This window comes from Pseudoxanthomonas sp. (assembly GCF_002863005.1).
Lineage (GTDB): Bacteria > Pseudomonadota > Gammaproteobacteria > Xanthomonadales > Xanthomonadaceae > Pseudoxanthomonas_A.
Window position 1 is genome coordinate 29831 of the sequence record NZ_PKDG01000020.1, and the last position, 16289, is coordinate 46119.

Consider the following 16289-nt stretch of genomic DNA (forward strand, 5'->3'; position numbering starts at 1 on the left):
CATCGGCCGATGCCGGTGTCCCGCGGCTGGATCAGGACTTGTCGCGGGCGCGGGCGAACGCCGCGGCCAGCGCGTTGTCCGCCGGCGCAGCGGTCGTCTTCGCGGGTAACGGACCACGCCGCGGGTCGCGCGGATTGCCTCGGTCCGGTCCGCGTGGCGGACGCGGGTCACTGTTGCGGGCCTCGCGCGGCTCCTGCGGCGCGGGCGCATCGTCCAGGCGGCGGGTCAGCGCGATGCGCTTGCGGGCCACATCGACCTCCAGCACCTTGACCTTGACGATATCGCCCGCCTTCACCACCTCGCGCGGGTCCTTCACGTAGCGGTCGGCAAGCGCCGAGATATGGATCAGGCCGTCCTGGTGCACGCCGATGTCGACGAACGCACCGAACGCAGCCACGTTGCTGACCACGCCTTCCAGGATCATGCCCTCGCGCAGGTCCTTGATGTCCTCCACGCCGTCCGCGAAGCGCGCTGCCTTGAATTCGGGACGCGGATCGCGACCGGGCTTCTCCAGCTCCTTCAGGATGTCGCGAATGGTCGGTACGCCGAACTTCTCGTCGGTGTACTGCTCGGGCTTCACTCCACGCAGGAAGACGATGTCGCCCACGATCTGCTTCACCTGCCGGCCGCTGCCGGCCAGGATGCGCTCCACCACCGGATAGGCTTCCGGATGCACGGACGAGGCATCCAGCGGCTCGTCGCCATCGGCGATGCGCAGGAAGCCGGCGCACTGCTCGAAAGTCTTCTCGCCCAGGCGTGGCACGCCGAGCAGCGCCTTGCGCGTGCGGAACGCACCATGCTCGTCGCGAAAGCGCACGATGTTTCCGGCCACCGTCGACGACAGCCCGGACACGCGCGTCAGCAGCGCGGCCGAGGCGGTGTTCACGTCCACGCCCACGGCGTTCACGCAGTCCTCCACCCGCGCATCGAGAGCGCGCGCCAGGCGGAACTGGTCCACGTCATGCTGGTACTGGCCCACGCCAATGGCCTTGGGCTCGATCTTCACCAGCTCCGCGAGCGGATCCTGCAGGCGGCGCGCGATCGACACCGCACCGCGGATGCTGACATCGAGATCGGGGAATTCCTTCGACGCGAACTCCGATGCCGAGTACACCGACGCCCCCGCCTCGCTGACGACGATCTTGTCCATCTTCAGTTCCGGCGCCTGCTTGATCAGGTCGCCCGCGAGCTTGTCGGTTTCGCGGCTGGCGGTGCCGTTGCCGATCGCGATCAGGTCCACCTTGTGCTTGGCGCACAGCGCACGCAGCACGTGCAGCGATTGATCCCACTGGCGCTTGGGTTCGTGCGGATAGATGGTGGCGTGGTCGACCAGCTTGCCGGTGCGGTCCACCACCGCGACCTTCACGCCGGTGCGCAGGCCCGGGTCGAGGCCAAGCACGGCCTTAGGCCCCGCAGGCGCTGCCAGCAGCAGGTCCTTCAGGTTGTCGCCGAACACCGCGATGGCCTCGGCTTCGGCCTTCTCGCGCGCCTGGTTGAACAGGTCCAGCAGCAGGTGCATGTGCAGCTTGGCGCGCCACGTCAGGCGGCAGGCATCCAGCAACCACTTGTCGGCGGCGCGGCCCTGCGCCGACACGCCGGCATGCACGGCCACGCGTCCCTCGGCCTGCAGGTGGCCCGCCTCGGCCTCCATGCCGGGGTCGAGATCGAGCAACAGGATCTCTTCGCGACGAGCACGGAACAGCGCAAGCAGGCGGTGTGAGGGGATCTTCGCCAGCGACTCGGCGTGGTCGAAATAATCGCGGTACTTCGCGCCTTCGTTCTCCTTGCCCTGCGCGACCTTGGCGCGGATCACGCCGACATCGGTCATCCAGGCGCGCAGTTCGCCCACCAGTGCTGCGTTCTCGCCCCAGCGCTCCATCAGGATGGCGCGCGCACCGTCGAGGGCGGCCTTCGCATCGGCCACGCCCTTGTCGGCATCGACATACGCGGCGGCCGCGACCTCCGGCACCTGTGTGGGATCGGCAAGCAGGCCGTCGGCGAGCGGCTCCAGGCCGGCTTCGCGCGCAATCTGCGCACGCGTGCGGCGCTTGGGCTTGTACGGCAGGTAGAGGTCTTCCAGCCGCGCCTTGCTGTCGGCGCCCTCGATCTCGGCGCGCAGTTCGTCGGTCAGCTTGCCCTGCTCGTCGATGCTGGCGAGCACGGCGGCGCGACGGTCTTCCAGCTCACGCAGGTAGGTCAGGCGCACTTCGAGGTTGCGCAACTGGGTGTCGTCGAGCCCGCCGGTGACTTCCTTGCGGTAGCGGGCGATGAAGGGCACGGTGGCGCCTTCGTCGAGCAGCGCGATGGCGGCCTTGGCCTGCGCGGTCTGGGCGCCGATCTCGGCAGCGATGGTGGCGGCGATGTGCTGGGCGATCTGGGGATTGCGGTCTTGCATTGCGTCCGTACTGGAAAACCCGATGCACCGGGTGGGACCCGGATTGTGGCAACGGTTGGCCGCGCGGGAAACGGGTTGACACGCGCGCCCGATGCGGGCTGACGGACGGGGCGCCGCTGGCTATGCTCGGACACCCCGCGAGGACCCCCTGCCCATGCGCACGCTGTATCCCGAGATCGCGCCGTACCGCACGCACCGGCTTGCCGTCGATGCCCTGCACACGCTCCATGTGGAGGAATGCGGGAATCCGGACGGCATCCCCGTGATCTTCCTGCACGGCGGCCCGGGCGCGGGCCTGTCGCCGGTGCATCGGCGCTTCTTCGATCCGGCACGCTACCGCATCGTCCTGTTCGACCAGCGCGGTACCGGCCAGTCGACGCCGTTCGGCGAGCTGCGCGACAACACCACCGCGCACCTGGTCGCGGACATCGAAGCCGTGCGTGCGCTCGCGGGAATCGAGCGCTGGCTGGTATTCGGCGGCTCGTGGGGTTCGACGCTGGCGCTGGCCTACGCGCAGGCGCACCCCGCGCGTGCGACCGGGGTGATCGTGCGCGGCGTCTACCTCGGCCGCGAAGAGGAGAACCGCTGGTTCAACGAGGCCGACGGCGGGGCGCGCTGGGTGTTTCCGGAACGCTGGGCGCGCTACGAGGCGCATATCCCCGCGGAAGAACGCAGCACGATGATAGAGGCGTACTGGCGCCGCATGGACGATCCCGACGCGGCCATCGCCATGGCCGCCGCACAGGCGTGGCTGGGCTGGGAAGACGGTGCGGCCACGCTGCTGCACGACCCGGATGCCACGTCGGACGAAGATCCCGCAAGGGTCCTGGCCAAGGCACGGATCGAAGCGCATTACTTCCGCCACAACGCCTTTCTCGCGCATGGACAGTTGCTACGCGACATCGACCGCATCCGCCACCTGCCCGGTGTGATCGTCCAGGGCCGCTACGACATCATCTGCCCGCCGCGCAGTGCCTGGGACCTCGCACAGGCCTGGCCTGAAGCACGCCTGGAGATGGTGCTGGCCGGCCACGGCGCCACCGAGCCGGCGATCACCGATGCGCTGGTTCGCGCAACGGATGCGTTCGCGGATCGCTGAAACGAAGACGGGCCGCGCAAAGGCGGCCCGTCGGACAGGCGAGATGCAAACGTGCTTACGAACGGACCGGCAGCACGCGGACCTCGACGCGACGGTTCGCGGCACGACCTGCATCGGTATCGTTGCTGGCGATGGGATAGCGCTTGCCCATGCCGACGATCTCGAAACGCTCGCGCTGCAGGCCCTGGCCGATCAGATAGTTGCCCACCGCCGCCGCACGCTGTTCGGACAGGCGCTGGTTGACGGCCTCGGAGCCGATGCTGTCGGTATGGCCGCTGACTTCCACGATGGTCTGGTTGTACTCGCGCAGCGTGGCCGCCACGTTGTTGAGCGCAGGATAGAACTGCGACTTCAGGTCGGCCTTGCCGAAGTCGAAGGTCACGCCATCCGGCAGGTTGAGCTTGATGACGTCGCCATCGCGGCTGACATCGATGCCGGTACCGGCGGTCTGGCGGCGCAGTTCGGCTTCCTGGCGGTCCTGGTAGGCGCCGATCGAGCCGCCCGCGATGCCGCCGACGCCTGCGCCGACCAGCGCACGCTGGCGACGTTCGGTGGCATCACCACCACTGAGCAGGCCTGCGACGGCACCGATGCCGGCGCCGATCAGCGCACCATTGCGGGTGCGGTTGGGATCGTTCGGATCATTGGTCTGGCCGGTGTAGCTGGCGCAGCCGCCCAGCATCGTCACGGTGAGCGCCGCGAGGGCGCCGGTCTTGAGCATCGCGTTCATGGGTATCTCCTGGGTGGCATGCGGATGGAACGGGGCGCAAGCCTAACCAGCGAAATGTTTACATCACGCGATTTGCGCCCTGTTCATTCAGGTGCCGGCGGGGATCAGTCGACCAACGCTTGGGCCGCCGGGGCATCCAGCGTCTGCTCCCAGTCCCCCATCAACGACAGATAGAGCAGCTTGTCGAATTCCGGACCGAACCGGCGGATGACCGCATCGGGGTCCGGAATCAGCTTGGCATCGGCGATCAGCCCGAAATGCACCCGGCCGTTGTAGCTCAGGATGGAAATGCCCAGTCCGATGGACCCCGTCTGCGGCACCCAGAACATCATGTCCCGCAGGCGAGCGCCCCCCATGTACAACGGTTGCTGCGGGCCGGGCACATTGGTCGCCACGGCCGTCGCCTTGCGCGAGAACAACTCGAGCGCCACGCCCTGGATGGCCGCCGGCGCCATGCCCAGTGCCGCAAGAAGGCCAAAGGCAACAATGGCTTGCCGTGAATTCTTGAGGTCGCGCATGCACTCGGCCACCCGCTCTAGACGGCGGATCGGGTTGTCCTCGCCCACGGGCAGATCCAGGAACACCAGGCCGAAGTGGTTGCCCAGCTTGCGGGCGTGCTCCAGCGGACGCAGGTTCACCGGTACGGTGGCGCGCAGGCTGACGCCATCGAGCTGTTCCCCGCGCTCCAGCATGTAGCTGCGCAGGGCGCCGGCGGCGGCCGCCATCAATACGTCGTTGACCGTGCAGTCGCAGGCGCGCCCGACCGCCTTCACTTCTTCCAGGTCCAGCGGTTCCGCCCACGCGACCCGCTTGCTGACGCCAAGCTTGCCGCGCAGCAGCGTGGGTGGATCGTCGGACAGCGACAGCGCATGCAGCAGCTCGCGACCGATCTCGCCGCCCTCCTTCGCCAGCATGGTCGCCAGCGTCGGGTCCTGCATCATCTCCATGCCCTTGCCCAGCACCTTGCCGCCGATCTGCACGTAACGGTCGATGGCGCCGACGCGGCGCACGACCTCCGCGCCGTCCTTCTTGAGCCAGGCCGAACGCAGGTCCTTGCCCGTGTCGGGCTTGCGGCTGGTATCGGTGAGCGACAACAGCACCTGCACCAGCGCGATGCCATCGGCGTAGCTGTGGTGGATGCGGGCCACCAGTGCGGAGCCGGTGCCGTAGCGCTCGATCAGGTGGAACTGCCAGAGCGGCTTGGTCTTGTCGAGCGGCGTCGATGCCATCTGGCTGGTGAAGCGCTCGAGGGCCTTCTTCTCCGACTTCGGATCATGCCGACCCGGCAGGGCCGAAATGCGCACGTGCCAGTCGAGATCGAAGTCCGGGTCGGTCACCCACGAAGCACCTGCCGGCGTATCTACCGCCTTCTGCAGGAAGCGCGGATAGGCGAGGAAGCGCTTCTTGATCACCTGTTTCAGCCGATCCAACGTCATCGGCTCGTCGAACATCAGCACGCCGGTGATCATCATCGGATTTGTCGGCCGGCACATCCGCAACCAGGCGGTGTCCACCCGCGACATCGGCTCGCGACGCGGCTTCGCCGACGCCTTTTTCGTGGCCATGCGTACCCTCCTCTCCCGCGCCGAGTGAAGCATGCGGCGGCGAAAGGCGTCAACGCGGCTCAGTCACCGGTCTTGCGGTATGCAGCCAGTGCGCCGTCGCGCCCGGCGGCCAGGTCCACGATGGGATGGCGCGGGTACCCGCGGCCGCGCTTGGCCAGCAACTCGGGGGTCTCCCATGGCGCGAAGCGCGCAGGTACGGGGATGTCGGCCAGTTCCGGCACCCATCGGGCGATGTAGCTTCCCTTGGGATCGAACTTCTCCGCCTGCGTCACCGGGTTGAACACGCGGAAATACGGGGCGGCGTCGGCACCGGTCCCGGCCGTCCATTGCCAGCCCAGCGTGTTGTTGGCGAGGTCGGCATCGACCAGCGTGTCCCAGAACCAGTGGGCTCCGTGCAGCCAGTGGTAGCGCAGGTGCTTGGTCAGGTAGCTGGCGACGACCATGCGCACGCGGTTGTGCATGTAGCCCGTGGCCCACAGTTCGCGCAGGCCGGCATCGATGATCGGCACGCCGGTGCGTCCCCGCTGCCACGCCTCCAGCGAGTCGGGGTCCACCTTCGCCCAGTCGAAGTGCTCGAAACGCGGATTGAGATTCTTCGTGGTGGTCTGCGGGAAGTGGTGCAGCAGGTGGTAAGCGAACTCGCGCCAGCCCAGCTCACGGATGTAACCGTCCATGTCCGCGCTGTTGGCGGCAGTACGCACGCGCTCCAGCTCCGCCACGATGCGCCAGGGCGCGATCTCGCCGAAGTGCAGATGGGGCGACAGGCGCGAGGTACCGACACGGTCCGGCCGGTCGCGGTCGCTGCGGTAGCCGTTGAGCGCGCCGTCGATGAAGACGTCCAGTGCGTCGCGCGCGCCGGCCTCGCCGGGCGTCCAGACGTCCCAGAAGCCTGCATCCCATCCCCGTCGCGGCGTCAGCCGCAAGGCATCCAGCGCGTCGCCGCCGGGCCCATCGTCGAGGGGCGGCAACCGTGAGGGCGCATTCCACAGGGCGGGCGTGCGCAACAAGGTGAGTGCCGTCCGCCAGAAGGGCGTGAATACCTTGTACGGCTGGCCCTGCTGAGTCGCGATGTCCCAGGGTTCGATCAGCAGGCTGCCGTTGAAGCTTTCGGCCTGCAGGCCCTGCTCACGCAATGCCTTCTTTAGCGCAGCGTCGCGCGGCTGCGTGGCAGGTTCGTACTTCCGGTTCCAGAACACAGCGGTTGCGCCGGATGCCGCGACCAGGTCGTGCAGCACCTGCTCGCTGGGTCCCTGCCGGATCACCAGGCGGGAACCGCGCCGACGCAGATCGCCATCCAGCGCCATCAAGGCGTGATGCAACCACGCCTGCGAGGCGGCACCCGGTGGCCATTCGCCTTCCTCGGCGGGGGCATGCACGTAGACCGGAATCGGGGTGAATCCCTCCTCCACCGCGGCCCGCAAAGCCGGGTTGTCATCCAGGCGCAGGTCGTGGCGGAACCAGACGATGGCGTTGGGCATGCAGTCGGATCGCTGGGAAGGGCTGCGGCGTTTACGCAACGGGCCCGGCAGCGGATGCAGCGTTCCCGTACTCGCGCGGAATGCGGGCATTGAGTCCGGTGAGGATTTCGTAGGGGATCGTCCCCGCCGCCTGCGCCACCGCTTCGCACGGGATGGTTTCGGCGCCTTGCCGGCCGATCAGCACCACTTCGTCTTCGTTGTAGGCGCTCCCGCCCGGGCCCAGATCGACCATGAACTGGTCCATGCAGACGCGACCGATGATCGGATGGCGCTCGCCCCGCACCAGGACCTCGCCACGCGACGACAGCGAGCGCGGATAACCGTCGCCATACCCTATCGGCACGGTGACCACGCGCGTGTCGCTCGTGGCCGTCCATGTGGCGCCGTAGCTGACCGTCCGGCCCGCCCTGACCACCTTGAAGTAAACGACTTTCGAGACCAGCGACAGCGCCGGTCGCAGCGCCACCGTCGGCCGCGAGGCGGGATCGGGCATCACGCCGTACAGCGCGATGCCGGGTCGTACCATGTCCAGGCAGGTCTCGGGAAAGTGCAGCACACCGCCGGAGTTGGCCAGGTGCCGGATCGGCATCGGCGCACCGATCCTGTCGAAGTGTCCGCACGCGTGCAGGAAACGCTGCAACTGCTCGCGCGTCATCGGCGAGGCAGGATCGTCCGCGCACGCCAGATGCGAGTAGATGCCCTTCACGGTGCACCAGGGCGACGCCACGGCGGCCTCGATGAAGCCGCCGGCGTTCTCGCTGTGCACGCCGATGCGCTCCATGCCGGTATCGATCTTCAGGTGCACTACCGCCCCGCGCCCGGTTGCCTCCGCGGCCGCCTCGACCTGCCGCAGCTTGGCGATCGACGAGACCGTCACTTCCAGATCGCACGCCAGGAACTGGCTGACCTGCGGCGCATGGATTCCCCCCATCACGAGGATAGGCACAGTCACGCCTGCACGCCGCAGGACCAGGCCTTCCTCGACCAGCGCAACACCAAGTTGTCCGATGCCCTCGGACTGCAGCTGTAGTGCCACGGGCACCAGCCCGTGCCCGTAGGCGTTCGCCTTGACGATGCCCATCACCGGCGCCCCGGCATGCGCCTGCAGCGCGCGGAAATTGTGGCCGATTGCCTCTAGATCCACGCGGATGCGCGTGGGTCGGTCGTTGGCTTCCGGGCGGAGGGCGGCCGCGGGATCCGTCACGTCGGGGAATTCAGGTCCTGGCATGCCGCGATTGTAGCGGCGCCGGGCTTAGGACCGCAGCGGCGGCTACTCGAACGCACCGATGTTGTCGTGGCTCAGGTTGTCGAAACGCGTGTATTCGCCGAAGAACCGCAGCTTGCACGAACCCGTCGGACCCGAACGCTGCTTGCCGATGATGATCTCGGCCAGGCCTTTGTCCGGCGAGGTTTCCTTGTTGTAGTAATCGTCGCGGTAGATGAAGACGATCATGTCGGCGTCCTGCTCGATGGCTCCGGATTCGCGCAGGTCGGCCATCACCGGACGCTTGTCGGTGCGCGTTTCCAGCGAGCGGTTGAGCTGCGACAGCGCGATCACCGGGACGTTGAGCTCCTTCGCCAGGCCCTTCAGCGAGCGCGAGATCTCGGAAATCTCGGTGGCGCGGTTCTCGTTGTTGCCGGGTACCGACATCAGCTGCAGATAGTCGATGACGATGAGGCCGAGGTCGTGCTCGCGCTTCAGCCGGCGCGCCTTCGATCGCAACACGTCCGGCGACAGGCCCGGCGTATCGTCGATGAAGACCTTGGCCTGGTCCTTGAGGATGCGGATGGCGCTGGTCACGCGGCTCCAGTCCTCATCCTCCAACTGGCCGGTGCGCAGGCGCGTCGCGTTGATGCGCCCCACGGAGGAAATCAGGCGCATGGCGAGCTGGCCGGCCGACATTTCCATCGAGAACACCGCGACGGCCTTCTTCGACTTGATGGCGGCGTATTCGGCGATGTTCAGCGCGAACGTGGTCTTGCCCATGGCCGGGCGCGCGGCCAGGATCACCAGGTCGGTAGGCTGCAGGCCCGCCGTCATCATGTCGAATTCGGTGTAGCCGGTCGGCAGTCCGGTGACCGTGCCGCCGCTCTCCGACCGCACGCGCAGGACTTCGAACGCATCCTTCAGCGCGTCGTTCATCGCCACGAAGTCGGTGCGTCCGCGCGCGCCCTGTTCGGCGATGGCGAACACCTTCTGCTCGGCGACGGCCAGCATCTCGTCGCTTTCCTTGCCATCGGGCTGGAAGGCGTCGTTGACGATCTCGGTGCCGACCTCGATCAGCTGCCGCATCACCGCCTTGTCGCGGACGATCTCCGCATAGGCGGTGATGTTGGCGGCCGACGGCGTGGTGCTGGCCAGTTCGACCAGGTAGGCGCCGCCGGCGATGAGTTCCATCTGGCCCTGCGATTCGAACCACTCGCCCAGCGTCACCGCGTCGAACGGACGGTTCCTTTCTGCCAGTTCGCCGATGGCCCGGTAAATCAGCTGATGATCGCGCCGGTAGAAATCATTCGGCGTCAGCTTGTCGTTGATGCGGTCGTAGGCTTCCGGCGCCAGCATCAGGCCACCGAGCACCGCCTGTTCCGCCTCGATGGAGTTCGGCGGCACGCGCAGTTGTTCGATGCGCGAATCGTGCGGATCCTGGCGAAAGTTGGTGCGTGCTGACATGGGCGTGGCGAACTCCTGCGGCGCATGCGGGGCGAGCGCCAGCACGGCCGGTCATGGTAGGCAGTCCATGCCCAGGGGTGTTGCAGATAAGTGTGTGGATAACCGGTGGGCATCTCAGGATCCGAGACTCCCAATCCCAAAACAGGACGGGCGCCTTTCGGCGCCCGTCTGTCGGCATCACGGATGATGCGCGGGTGGATCAGCCTTCGGCCTGCACCACGACCTTGACGGTCGTCTGCACGTCGGCGTGCAGCTTGACGACGATGTCGTACTCGCCGATGTTGCGCAGCGCGCCTTCGCCCATGATGACCTCGCTCTTCTCGAGCGGCAGGCCGGCGGCGGTGAAGGCGTCGGCGATGTCGCGCGGGCCGACCGAGCCGAACAGCTTGCCTTCGGTCGCGGCGTTGGCGGTGATCGTGACGCTGGCGCCATCCAGCTTCGCGGCGCGGGCTTCGGCGTCGTCATGGACAGCCTTGGCCTTGGCTTCGTACTCGGCGCGCTTGGCTTCGAACTCGGCGACGTTGGCGGCGGTGGCCGGCACGGCCTTGCCCTGCGGCACCAGGTAGTTGCGGCCGTAGCCCGGCTTCACGTTGACCTTGTCGCCCAGGACGCCCAGGTTGGTCACTTTCTGCAGAAGAATCAGTTCCATCGTATTGCTCCGTATTCGTTAGCAGGCTGGGCCTGCAGCGATTGGCTGTCCGAATGACAGTGGGAAAGAAGAACCTCCCCGTGCGGGGAGGTCCTGGATTACACGTCGTGGTTGTCCGTGTACGGGATCAGCGCCAGGAAACGGGCGCGCTTGACCGCGGCGGACAGCTGGCGCTGGTAACGGGACTTGGTGCCGGTGACGCGGCTCGGCACGATCTTGCCGTTCTCGGTCAGGTACTGGCGCAAGGTGTTGAGATCCTTGTAGTCGATCTCTTTCACGCCTTCGGCGGTGAACTTGCAGAACTTGCGGCGACGGAAGAACTTGGACATGGGGGTGCTCCTCAGGCGGCTTCGGCGGTGTCGGAATCGGTCGAGGCTTCGGTACCGGCCTCGTCGTCGTCACGGCGGCGACGCTCGCCACGCTCGGGCTTGTCGCCCTTCTCGTCCTTGTTCTTCATGATCAGGGACTGCTCGGTATCCGGGCCATCGCGCTTGATGACCAGGTTGCGCAGCACCGCATCGTTGAAGCGGAAGCTCTCGACCAGCTCGTTCAGCACGGCCTGGTCGGCTTCGATGTTGAGCAGGACGTAGTGGGCCTTCACCAGGTTCTGGATCGGGTACGCCAGCTGGCGGCGGCCCCAGTCTTCCAGACGGTGGATGGTGCCGTTGCCGCCCTCGATCAGCGCCTTGTAGCGCTCGATCATGGCCGGCACCTGCTCGCTCTGGTCCGGATGGACCAGGAACACGACTTCATAGTGACGCATCGTTTTTACCTTTCGGATGTGGGTCCGGCCACGAAAACAGCCGGACGGAACAGCCCCCCGATGCCTGGGTGGACACGGTGGGGCGAGGAACCGGCGACCAGGCTGGCCTCCGGCAGCAGGAAAGTATGGCAGGTCAACGACTTAGGGGCAAGCCGTGCCGTTGCGTGGAATCAGGCAGCGTCGGCGGTGGTGGTGAAGCTCTCGCCGCAGCCGCACTCGGCCGCAGCGTTGGGGTTCCTGAAGATGAAGGTCTCCGACAGGCCCTGCTTGGCGAAGTCGATTTCGGTGCCATCGACCAGCGGCAGGCTGGTGGCATCCACGTAGATCCTCACGCCGCCGAATTCGAACACGGTATCGCCTTCGCGCTCGTCGCGGGCCAGGTCGGCCACGTGTCCCCAGCCCGAACAACCGGTGCGGGTCACGCCGAAGCGCAGGCCCAGGGCAGCCGGCGTCTGCTCGACGAAGCGCTGCACGCGCTCGAGTGCGACCGGGGTCAGGGTGATGGCCATGTGTGTCTCCTTCGCAACGCCGACGGATTATAGCCCTCGGCATGCCGAGGGCTGCGCAGCTCTTGTAAACTCCGCGTTCCATTAATAAGTCTGTCTTCGAAGGATTCAAGCCATGACGGTGGTAAGCGTCGAACATGCGCTGGCGGGCAAGCTCCCGGCCGGCGGCGAAGTCACGGTGCGCGGCTGGGTGCGCACGCGGCGCGACTCAAAGGCAGGCCTGTCCTTCGTCAACGTCAGCGACGGATCCTGCTTCGCGCCGATCCAGGTGGTGGCGCCCGCGGCATTGTCCAACTACGAATCCGAGATCAAGCACCTGACCACGGGCTGCGCGGTCGTCGCCACCGGCACCCTGGTGGCCTCGCAGGGCCAGGGCCAGAGCTTCGAGATCCAGGCCTCGGCGATCGAGGTGGTGGGCTGGGTGGAAGACCCCCTAACCTACCCGATGCAGCCCAAGCAGCACTCGCTGGAATACCTGCGAGAGTTCGCCCACCTGCGCCCGCGCACCAACCTGTTCGGCGCGGTCACCCGCATCCGCAATTCGCTGGCGCAGGCCGTGCACCGGTTCTTCCACGAGAACGGCTACTTCTGGATCAGCACGCCGATCATCACCACCTCCGATGCCGAAGGTGCAGGCCAGATGTTCCGCGTGTCGACGCTGGACCTGGTCAACCTGCCGCGCGACAAGGAAGGTGCGGTGGACTTCTCGCGCGACTTCTTCGGCAAGGAGACCTTCCTGACCGTGTCCGGCCAGCTCAACGCCGAGGCGTATGCGCTGGCGATGAGCAAGGTCTACACCTTCGGCCCCACCTTCCGCGCCGAGAACAGCAACACCACGCGCCACCTGGCCGAGTTCTGGATGATCGAGCCGGAAGTGGCGTTCAACGACCTGGCCGCCAATGCGCAGCTGGCCGAGGACTTCCTGAAGTACCTGTTCCGCTCCGTGCTCAGCGAGCGTGCCGACGACCTGGCGTTCATCGCCGAGCGCGTCGAGCCGACCGCGCTGACCCGCCTGGAAGCCTTCGTCAACTCGCCGTTCGAGCGCATCGACTACACCGATGCGATCTCGCTGCTGCAGAAGTCGGGGCAGAAGTTCGAGTTCCCGGTCGAGTGGGGCCTGGACCTCCAGACCGAACACGAGCGCTGGCTCACCGAACAGCACGTCGGCCGCCCGGTCGTGGTGACCAACTATCCCGAGCACTTCAAGGCCTTCTACATGCGCCTGAACGACGACGGCAAGACCGTCGCCGCAATGGACGTGCTGGCGCCCGGTATCGGCGAGATCATCGGCGGCAGCCAGCGCGAAGAGCGCCTGGACGTGCTGGATGCGCGCATGGCCCAGTTCGGCCTGGATCCGGCGCATTACGGCTGGTACCGCGACTTCCGCCGCTATGGTTCGGTGCCGCACGCCGGCTTCGGCCTGGGCTTCGAACGCCTGGTGGTGTACGTGTGCGGGTTGAGCAACATCCGCGATGCCATCGCCTACCCGCGCGCGCCCGGCAACGCGGAGTTCTGATGATCCTGTTCTTCGCCCTGTGCTTCGTCGGTGTCGCCATCGCGGGTTTCTGTGCGTTCGTCATCTTCTGGCCGCTGACGCTGGTGCACGTGCGCGACCGCCATGGCGCGCTGGGCGCGCAGTGGGGCGAAGGCGCCTTTCTCAAGCCGGTGGCATTGCGCTGGCTGCTGTCCGGCGACTATCGCCGCATCCCCGATACGTCGCTGTCGGGGCTGGCCACGCCGGCGCGCATTTCGCTGTGCGTCATCATGTTCGGGCTGGCGATGGCCGGCCTGCTGGCGCTGTGGGCGGAGGCCTTCGCATGAATCCGTTCCTGCGCGAAGACTGGTACCTGGCGTCGCTGGGCCGCACCCTGATCTGGGCACGCCTGCGCATGCTGGAGGCCGGCACGGCCGAAGTGCTGGACAGCGACGGCAACACCCTGCCCTACGACAGCGAGGACAGTGCCCGTGCGGCGTTGTTCGACGCCGAGTTCGTGGCCTTCGACGGGCTGGACGAGGACGACGCGCTGGCACGCGGCTTCTCGCTGGCGGGCATCCAGCCCCCGCGGGGCGACGACGATGCCGTGCTGGTGCCGAAGATGGTGCAGTCGCTCGGCGCGCGCGCCTGACCGCATGTACTCGCCGCGCGCGTTCGTCGAAGACGATCTCGCCGAACTGGACCGGCTGATCGCGCGTGACGCCTTCGTCACCCTGGTCACTGTCGCCGATGGCGCTCCGACCATCAGCCATCTGCCGGTGCTCTACGACCGCCAGGAGGATCGGATCGTCATCGAGGGTCACTGGGCGAAGCCGAATCCGCAGGCGCGCCATGCCGGTCCCGCGCTGATGATCGTCCATGGCCCGCATGCCTACGTGTCGCCGGGCTGGTATGCGGACAAGGAGGAAGCCGCACGCGTGCCGACCTGGAACTATGCGGTCGCCCACCTGCATGGCGCACTCGAAACCACCGACCAAACGGCCGAACTGGCATCCATCGTCGATCGCCTCAGCCAGAGCAACGAGGGACGGGTCGGCAATGACTGGCGGTTCGAACACGACCGTGACGACCATGTACGCCAGTTGCGCGGCATCGTCGGCTTACGCTTCACGGTCGAGCGAGTGGAACTGAAATTCAAGCTCAGCCAGAACCATCCGGTCGCCAACGTCGAAGGCGCCGCCGCCGCCCTGCAGCGGCTGGGCGGCGAGGACAACGTGGCGGTGTCGGGGCTGATGCGCGAGCGCTCGGCCCGTCGGGGTGACGGCGTAGGGGCGACGTAAGTCGCGAATGGGGGTCCATCCACTTCGCGAGTGAGGTGCAGCATCCCGATTCCCATCGCTCCCACACGCGATACCCACAGGGCTACACTCGCCCCCTGTCATTGCTGGGACGACGCATGGACCTCAACCTCGCCGGCCGGCACGCCCTGGTGTGCGGCGCTTCCGAAGGCATCGGCCGCGCGGCCGCCCATGAACTCGCGCTGCTGGGTGCGAGCGTCACCCTGCTCGCCCGACGTGCCGACGTGCTGGCGGACGTCGCCGCCGCCCTGCCCTGTACGTTCCATGCGCAGCAGCACGACAGCATCGCCGTCGATGTCGCCGATGCCGCGGCCCTGCAGGCGAAGGTCGGCGGACTCGCGGCCGACCGTCCCGTGCACATCCTCGTCAACAACACCGGCGGTCCGCCGGGTGGACGCGCAATCGAGGCCGGTCCCGACGATTACCTGGCTGCATTCCAGCGCCACCTGCTGGCCAACCAGGTGCTCACCCAGCTGACGGTTCCCGGCATGCGCGAAGCCCGCTGGGGCCGCATCGTCAACGTCGTCTCCACCTCGGTGAAGGAACCCATCGCCAACCTCGGCGTCTCCAACACCGTCCGCGGCGCCGTTGCCAGCTGGGCCAAGACCCTGTCCCGGGAACTGGGCGCCGACGGCATCACCGTCAACAATGTGTTGCCCGGCTACACGCGTACGCAGCGGCTGGAGCAGATCCTGCGCGATCGCGTGCAGGCTACGGGCAAATCGGAAGACGCCGTCACCGCCACCATGCTGGCCACCGTGCCCGTCGGCAGGTTCGCGGAGGCCGATGAGATCGCCGCCGCGATCGCGTTCCTGGCTTCGCCGGCAGCCGCGTACATCTCGGGCGTCAGCCTGGCGGTCGACGGCGGCCGGATGCAATCGATCTGAGCCGAAGGAACGGGGGATCGCCAGCCGGGTTAAGCTAACGGGCATGGAACGCTTCGGCCACTTCATCGAAGGCGGACTGCGCACGGGCAGCGCCTGGCGTGCGGTGTTCGAGCCCGCGACGGGCGAGGTCTACGCCGAAGTCGCCGATGGCAGCGAACACGACGTGCTGCTGGCGGTACAGGCCGCCGAAGCCGCCTACCCCGCGTGGTCGGCCGTGACCACGAGCGAGCGCTCGCGGTGGCTGGAGACGCTGGCCGACGCGCTGGAACGACGCCGCGACGTGTTTGCCGCCGCCGAGTCCCGCGACACCGGCAAGCCGCTGGCACTGGCCCGCGATATCGAGATTCCCCGCGCCATCGCCAACCTGCGGTTTTTTGCGCATGCGGCCACGCAGTTCGCCAGCGAATCGCACCATGGCGAGGCCGGGCTGAACTACACGTTGCGACAGCCGCTGGGCGTAGTGGCGGCGATTTCTCCGTGGAACCTGCCGCTCTACCTGTTCACGTGGAAGATCGCGCCCGCCCTGGCAGCAGGCAATACGGTCGTGGCCAAACCGTCCGAGATCACTCCCGCGACCGCAACGATGCTCGGCGAACTCGCCGCGGAGATCGGCCTGCCCGCCGGTGTGCTGAACATCGTGCACGGCACCGGGGCTGCGGTTGGCGAGCCGCTGGTGCTGCATCCGGCCATCAAGGCCGTGTCGTTCACCGGCAGTACCGCGGTGGGCCGGCGCATCGCAGGGCTGGCGGGGCC

Annotated in this window: 16 protein-coding genes and 1 pseudogene; 7 read left to right on the forward strand and 10 right to left on the reverse strand. The window is 67.2% G+C overall.

The features are described 5' to 3' along the window. Positions 1–31: 31 nt before the first annotated feature. A complete protein-coding gene (locus CYU89_RS10310) occupies positions 32–2395 on the reverse strand; it encodes a Tex family protein (RefSeq protein WP_296280717.1) in 2364 nt (787 codons plus the stop codon). Positions 2396–2549: 154 nt separating this feature from the next. On the opposite strand from CYU89_RS10310, the gene pip reads away from it, so the two are divergent. Continuing rightward, positions 2550–3494: a prolyl aminopeptidase gene (gene pip / locus CYU89_RS10315; RefSeq protein WP_296280719.1), complete on the forward strand. Its 945-nt coding sequence runs from the start codon at positions 2550–2552 to the stop codon at positions 3492–3494. A gap of 55 nt (positions 3495–3549) precedes the next feature. Here pip and CYU89_RS10320 read toward each other — a convergent pair. The 9 genes and pseudogenes from CYU89_RS10320 to CYU89_RS10360 all read right to left on the reverse strand — a co-directional run. Then, a pseudogene (locus CYU89_RS10320) lies at positions 3550–4122 on the reverse strand (OmpA family protein); the annotation flags it as partial. A 206-nt stretch (positions 4123–4328) separates the two neighbouring features. Next, entirely contained in the window at positions 4329–5789 is a 1461-nt protein-coding gene (locus tag CYU89_RS10325; protein ID WP_296280720.1) for a wax ester/triacylglycerol synthase family O-acyltransferase, read from the reverse strand. Between the two features lie 59 nt (positions 5790–5848). Continuing rightward, positions 5849–7267 (reverse strand): deoxyribodipyrimidine photo-lyase, encoded by a 1419-nt coding sequence (locus CYU89_RS10330; RefSeq protein ID WP_296280722.1) that lies wholly within the window; start codon positions 7265–7267, stop codon positions 5849–5851. 31 nt (positions 7268–7298) lie between these two features. Beyond that, the gene (gene alr / locus CYU89_RS10335; RefSeq protein WP_296280723.1) at positions 7299–8495 is read right to left on the reverse strand and encodes an alanine racemase; all 1197 of its coding nucleotides are present in this window, start codon (positions 8493–8495) and stop codon (positions 7299–7301) included. A 42-nt stretch (positions 8496–8537) separates the two neighbouring features. Further along, the gene (locus tag CYU89_RS10340) at positions 8538–9938 is read right to left on the reverse strand and encodes a replicative DNA helicase (RefSeq protein ID WP_296280738.1); all 1401 of its coding nucleotides are present in this window, start codon (positions 9936–9938) and stop codon (positions 8538–8540) included. 199 nt (positions 9939–10137) lie between these two features. Then, positions 10138–10587 (reverse strand): 50S ribosomal protein L9, encoded by a 450-nt coding sequence (gene rplI, locus CYU89_RS10345; RefSeq protein ID WP_296280724.1) that lies wholly within the window; start codon positions 10585–10587, stop codon positions 10138–10140. A 98-nt stretch (positions 10588–10685) separates the two neighbouring features. Beyond that, positions 10686–10916 carry a 30S ribosomal protein S18 gene (rpsR, locus tag CYU89_RS10350; RefSeq protein WP_056880329.1) on the reverse strand — a complete coding sequence of 77 codons (231 nt, stop codon included), beginning with the start codon at positions 10914–10916 and terminating at the stop codon, positions 10686–10688. An 11-nt stretch (positions 10917–10927) separates the two neighbouring features. Further along, the gene (gene rpsF, locus CYU89_RS10355; protein ID WP_296280725.1) at positions 10928–11350 is read right to left on the reverse strand and encodes a 30S ribosomal protein S6; all 423 of its coding nucleotides are present in this window, start codon (positions 11348–11350) and stop codon (positions 10928–10930) included. Between the two features lie 170 nt (positions 11351–11520). Beyond that, positions 11521–11859 (reverse strand): iron-sulfur cluster assembly accessory protein, encoded by a 339-nt coding sequence (locus CYU89_RS10360; RefSeq protein ID WP_296280726.1) that lies wholly within the window; start codon positions 11857–11859, stop codon positions 11521–11523. 112 nt (positions 11860–11971) lie between these two features. On the opposite strand from CYU89_RS10360, the gene asnS reads away from it, so the two are divergent. The 6 genes from asnS to CYU89_RS10390 form a co-directional block, all read left to right on the forward strand. Then, complete coding sequence (asnS, locus tag CYU89_RS10365; protein ID WP_296280727.1) at positions 11972–13372, forward strand: asparagine--tRNA ligase; 1401 nt, start codon at positions 11972–11974, stop codon at positions 13370–13372. Continuing rightward, positions 13372–13677 (forward strand): hypothetical protein, encoded by a 306-nt coding sequence (locus CYU89_RS10370; RefSeq protein ID WP_296280728.1) that lies wholly within the window; start codon positions 13372–13374, stop codon positions 13675–13677. Before asnS ends, CYU89_RS10370 begins: the two co-directional genes overlap by 1 nt. Next, complete coding sequence (locus CYU89_RS10375) at positions 13674–13982, forward strand: hypothetical protein (RefSeq protein ID WP_296280729.1); 309 nt, start codon at positions 13674–13676, stop codon at positions 13980–13982. The genes CYU89_RS10370 and CYU89_RS10375 overlap by 4 nt, the downstream gene beginning before the upstream one ends. A gap of 4 nt (positions 13983–13986) precedes the next feature. Beyond that, a complete protein-coding gene (locus tag CYU89_RS10380) occupies positions 13987–14631 on the forward strand; it encodes an FMN-binding negative transcriptional regulator (protein ID WP_296280730.1) in 645 nt (214 codons plus the stop codon). Positions 14632–14747: 116 nt separating this feature from the next. Further along, positions 14748–15536 carry an SDR family oxidoreductase gene (locus CYU89_RS10385; protein WP_296280731.1) on the forward strand — a complete coding sequence of 263 codons (789 nt, stop codon included), beginning with the start codon at positions 14748–14750 and terminating at the stop codon, positions 15534–15536. Between the two features lie 43 nt (positions 15537–15579). Beyond that, on the forward strand, positions 15580–16289 hold a 710-nt coding region (locus CYU89_RS10390; protein ID WP_296280733.1), incomplete at its 3' end, for an aldehyde dehydrogenase family protein.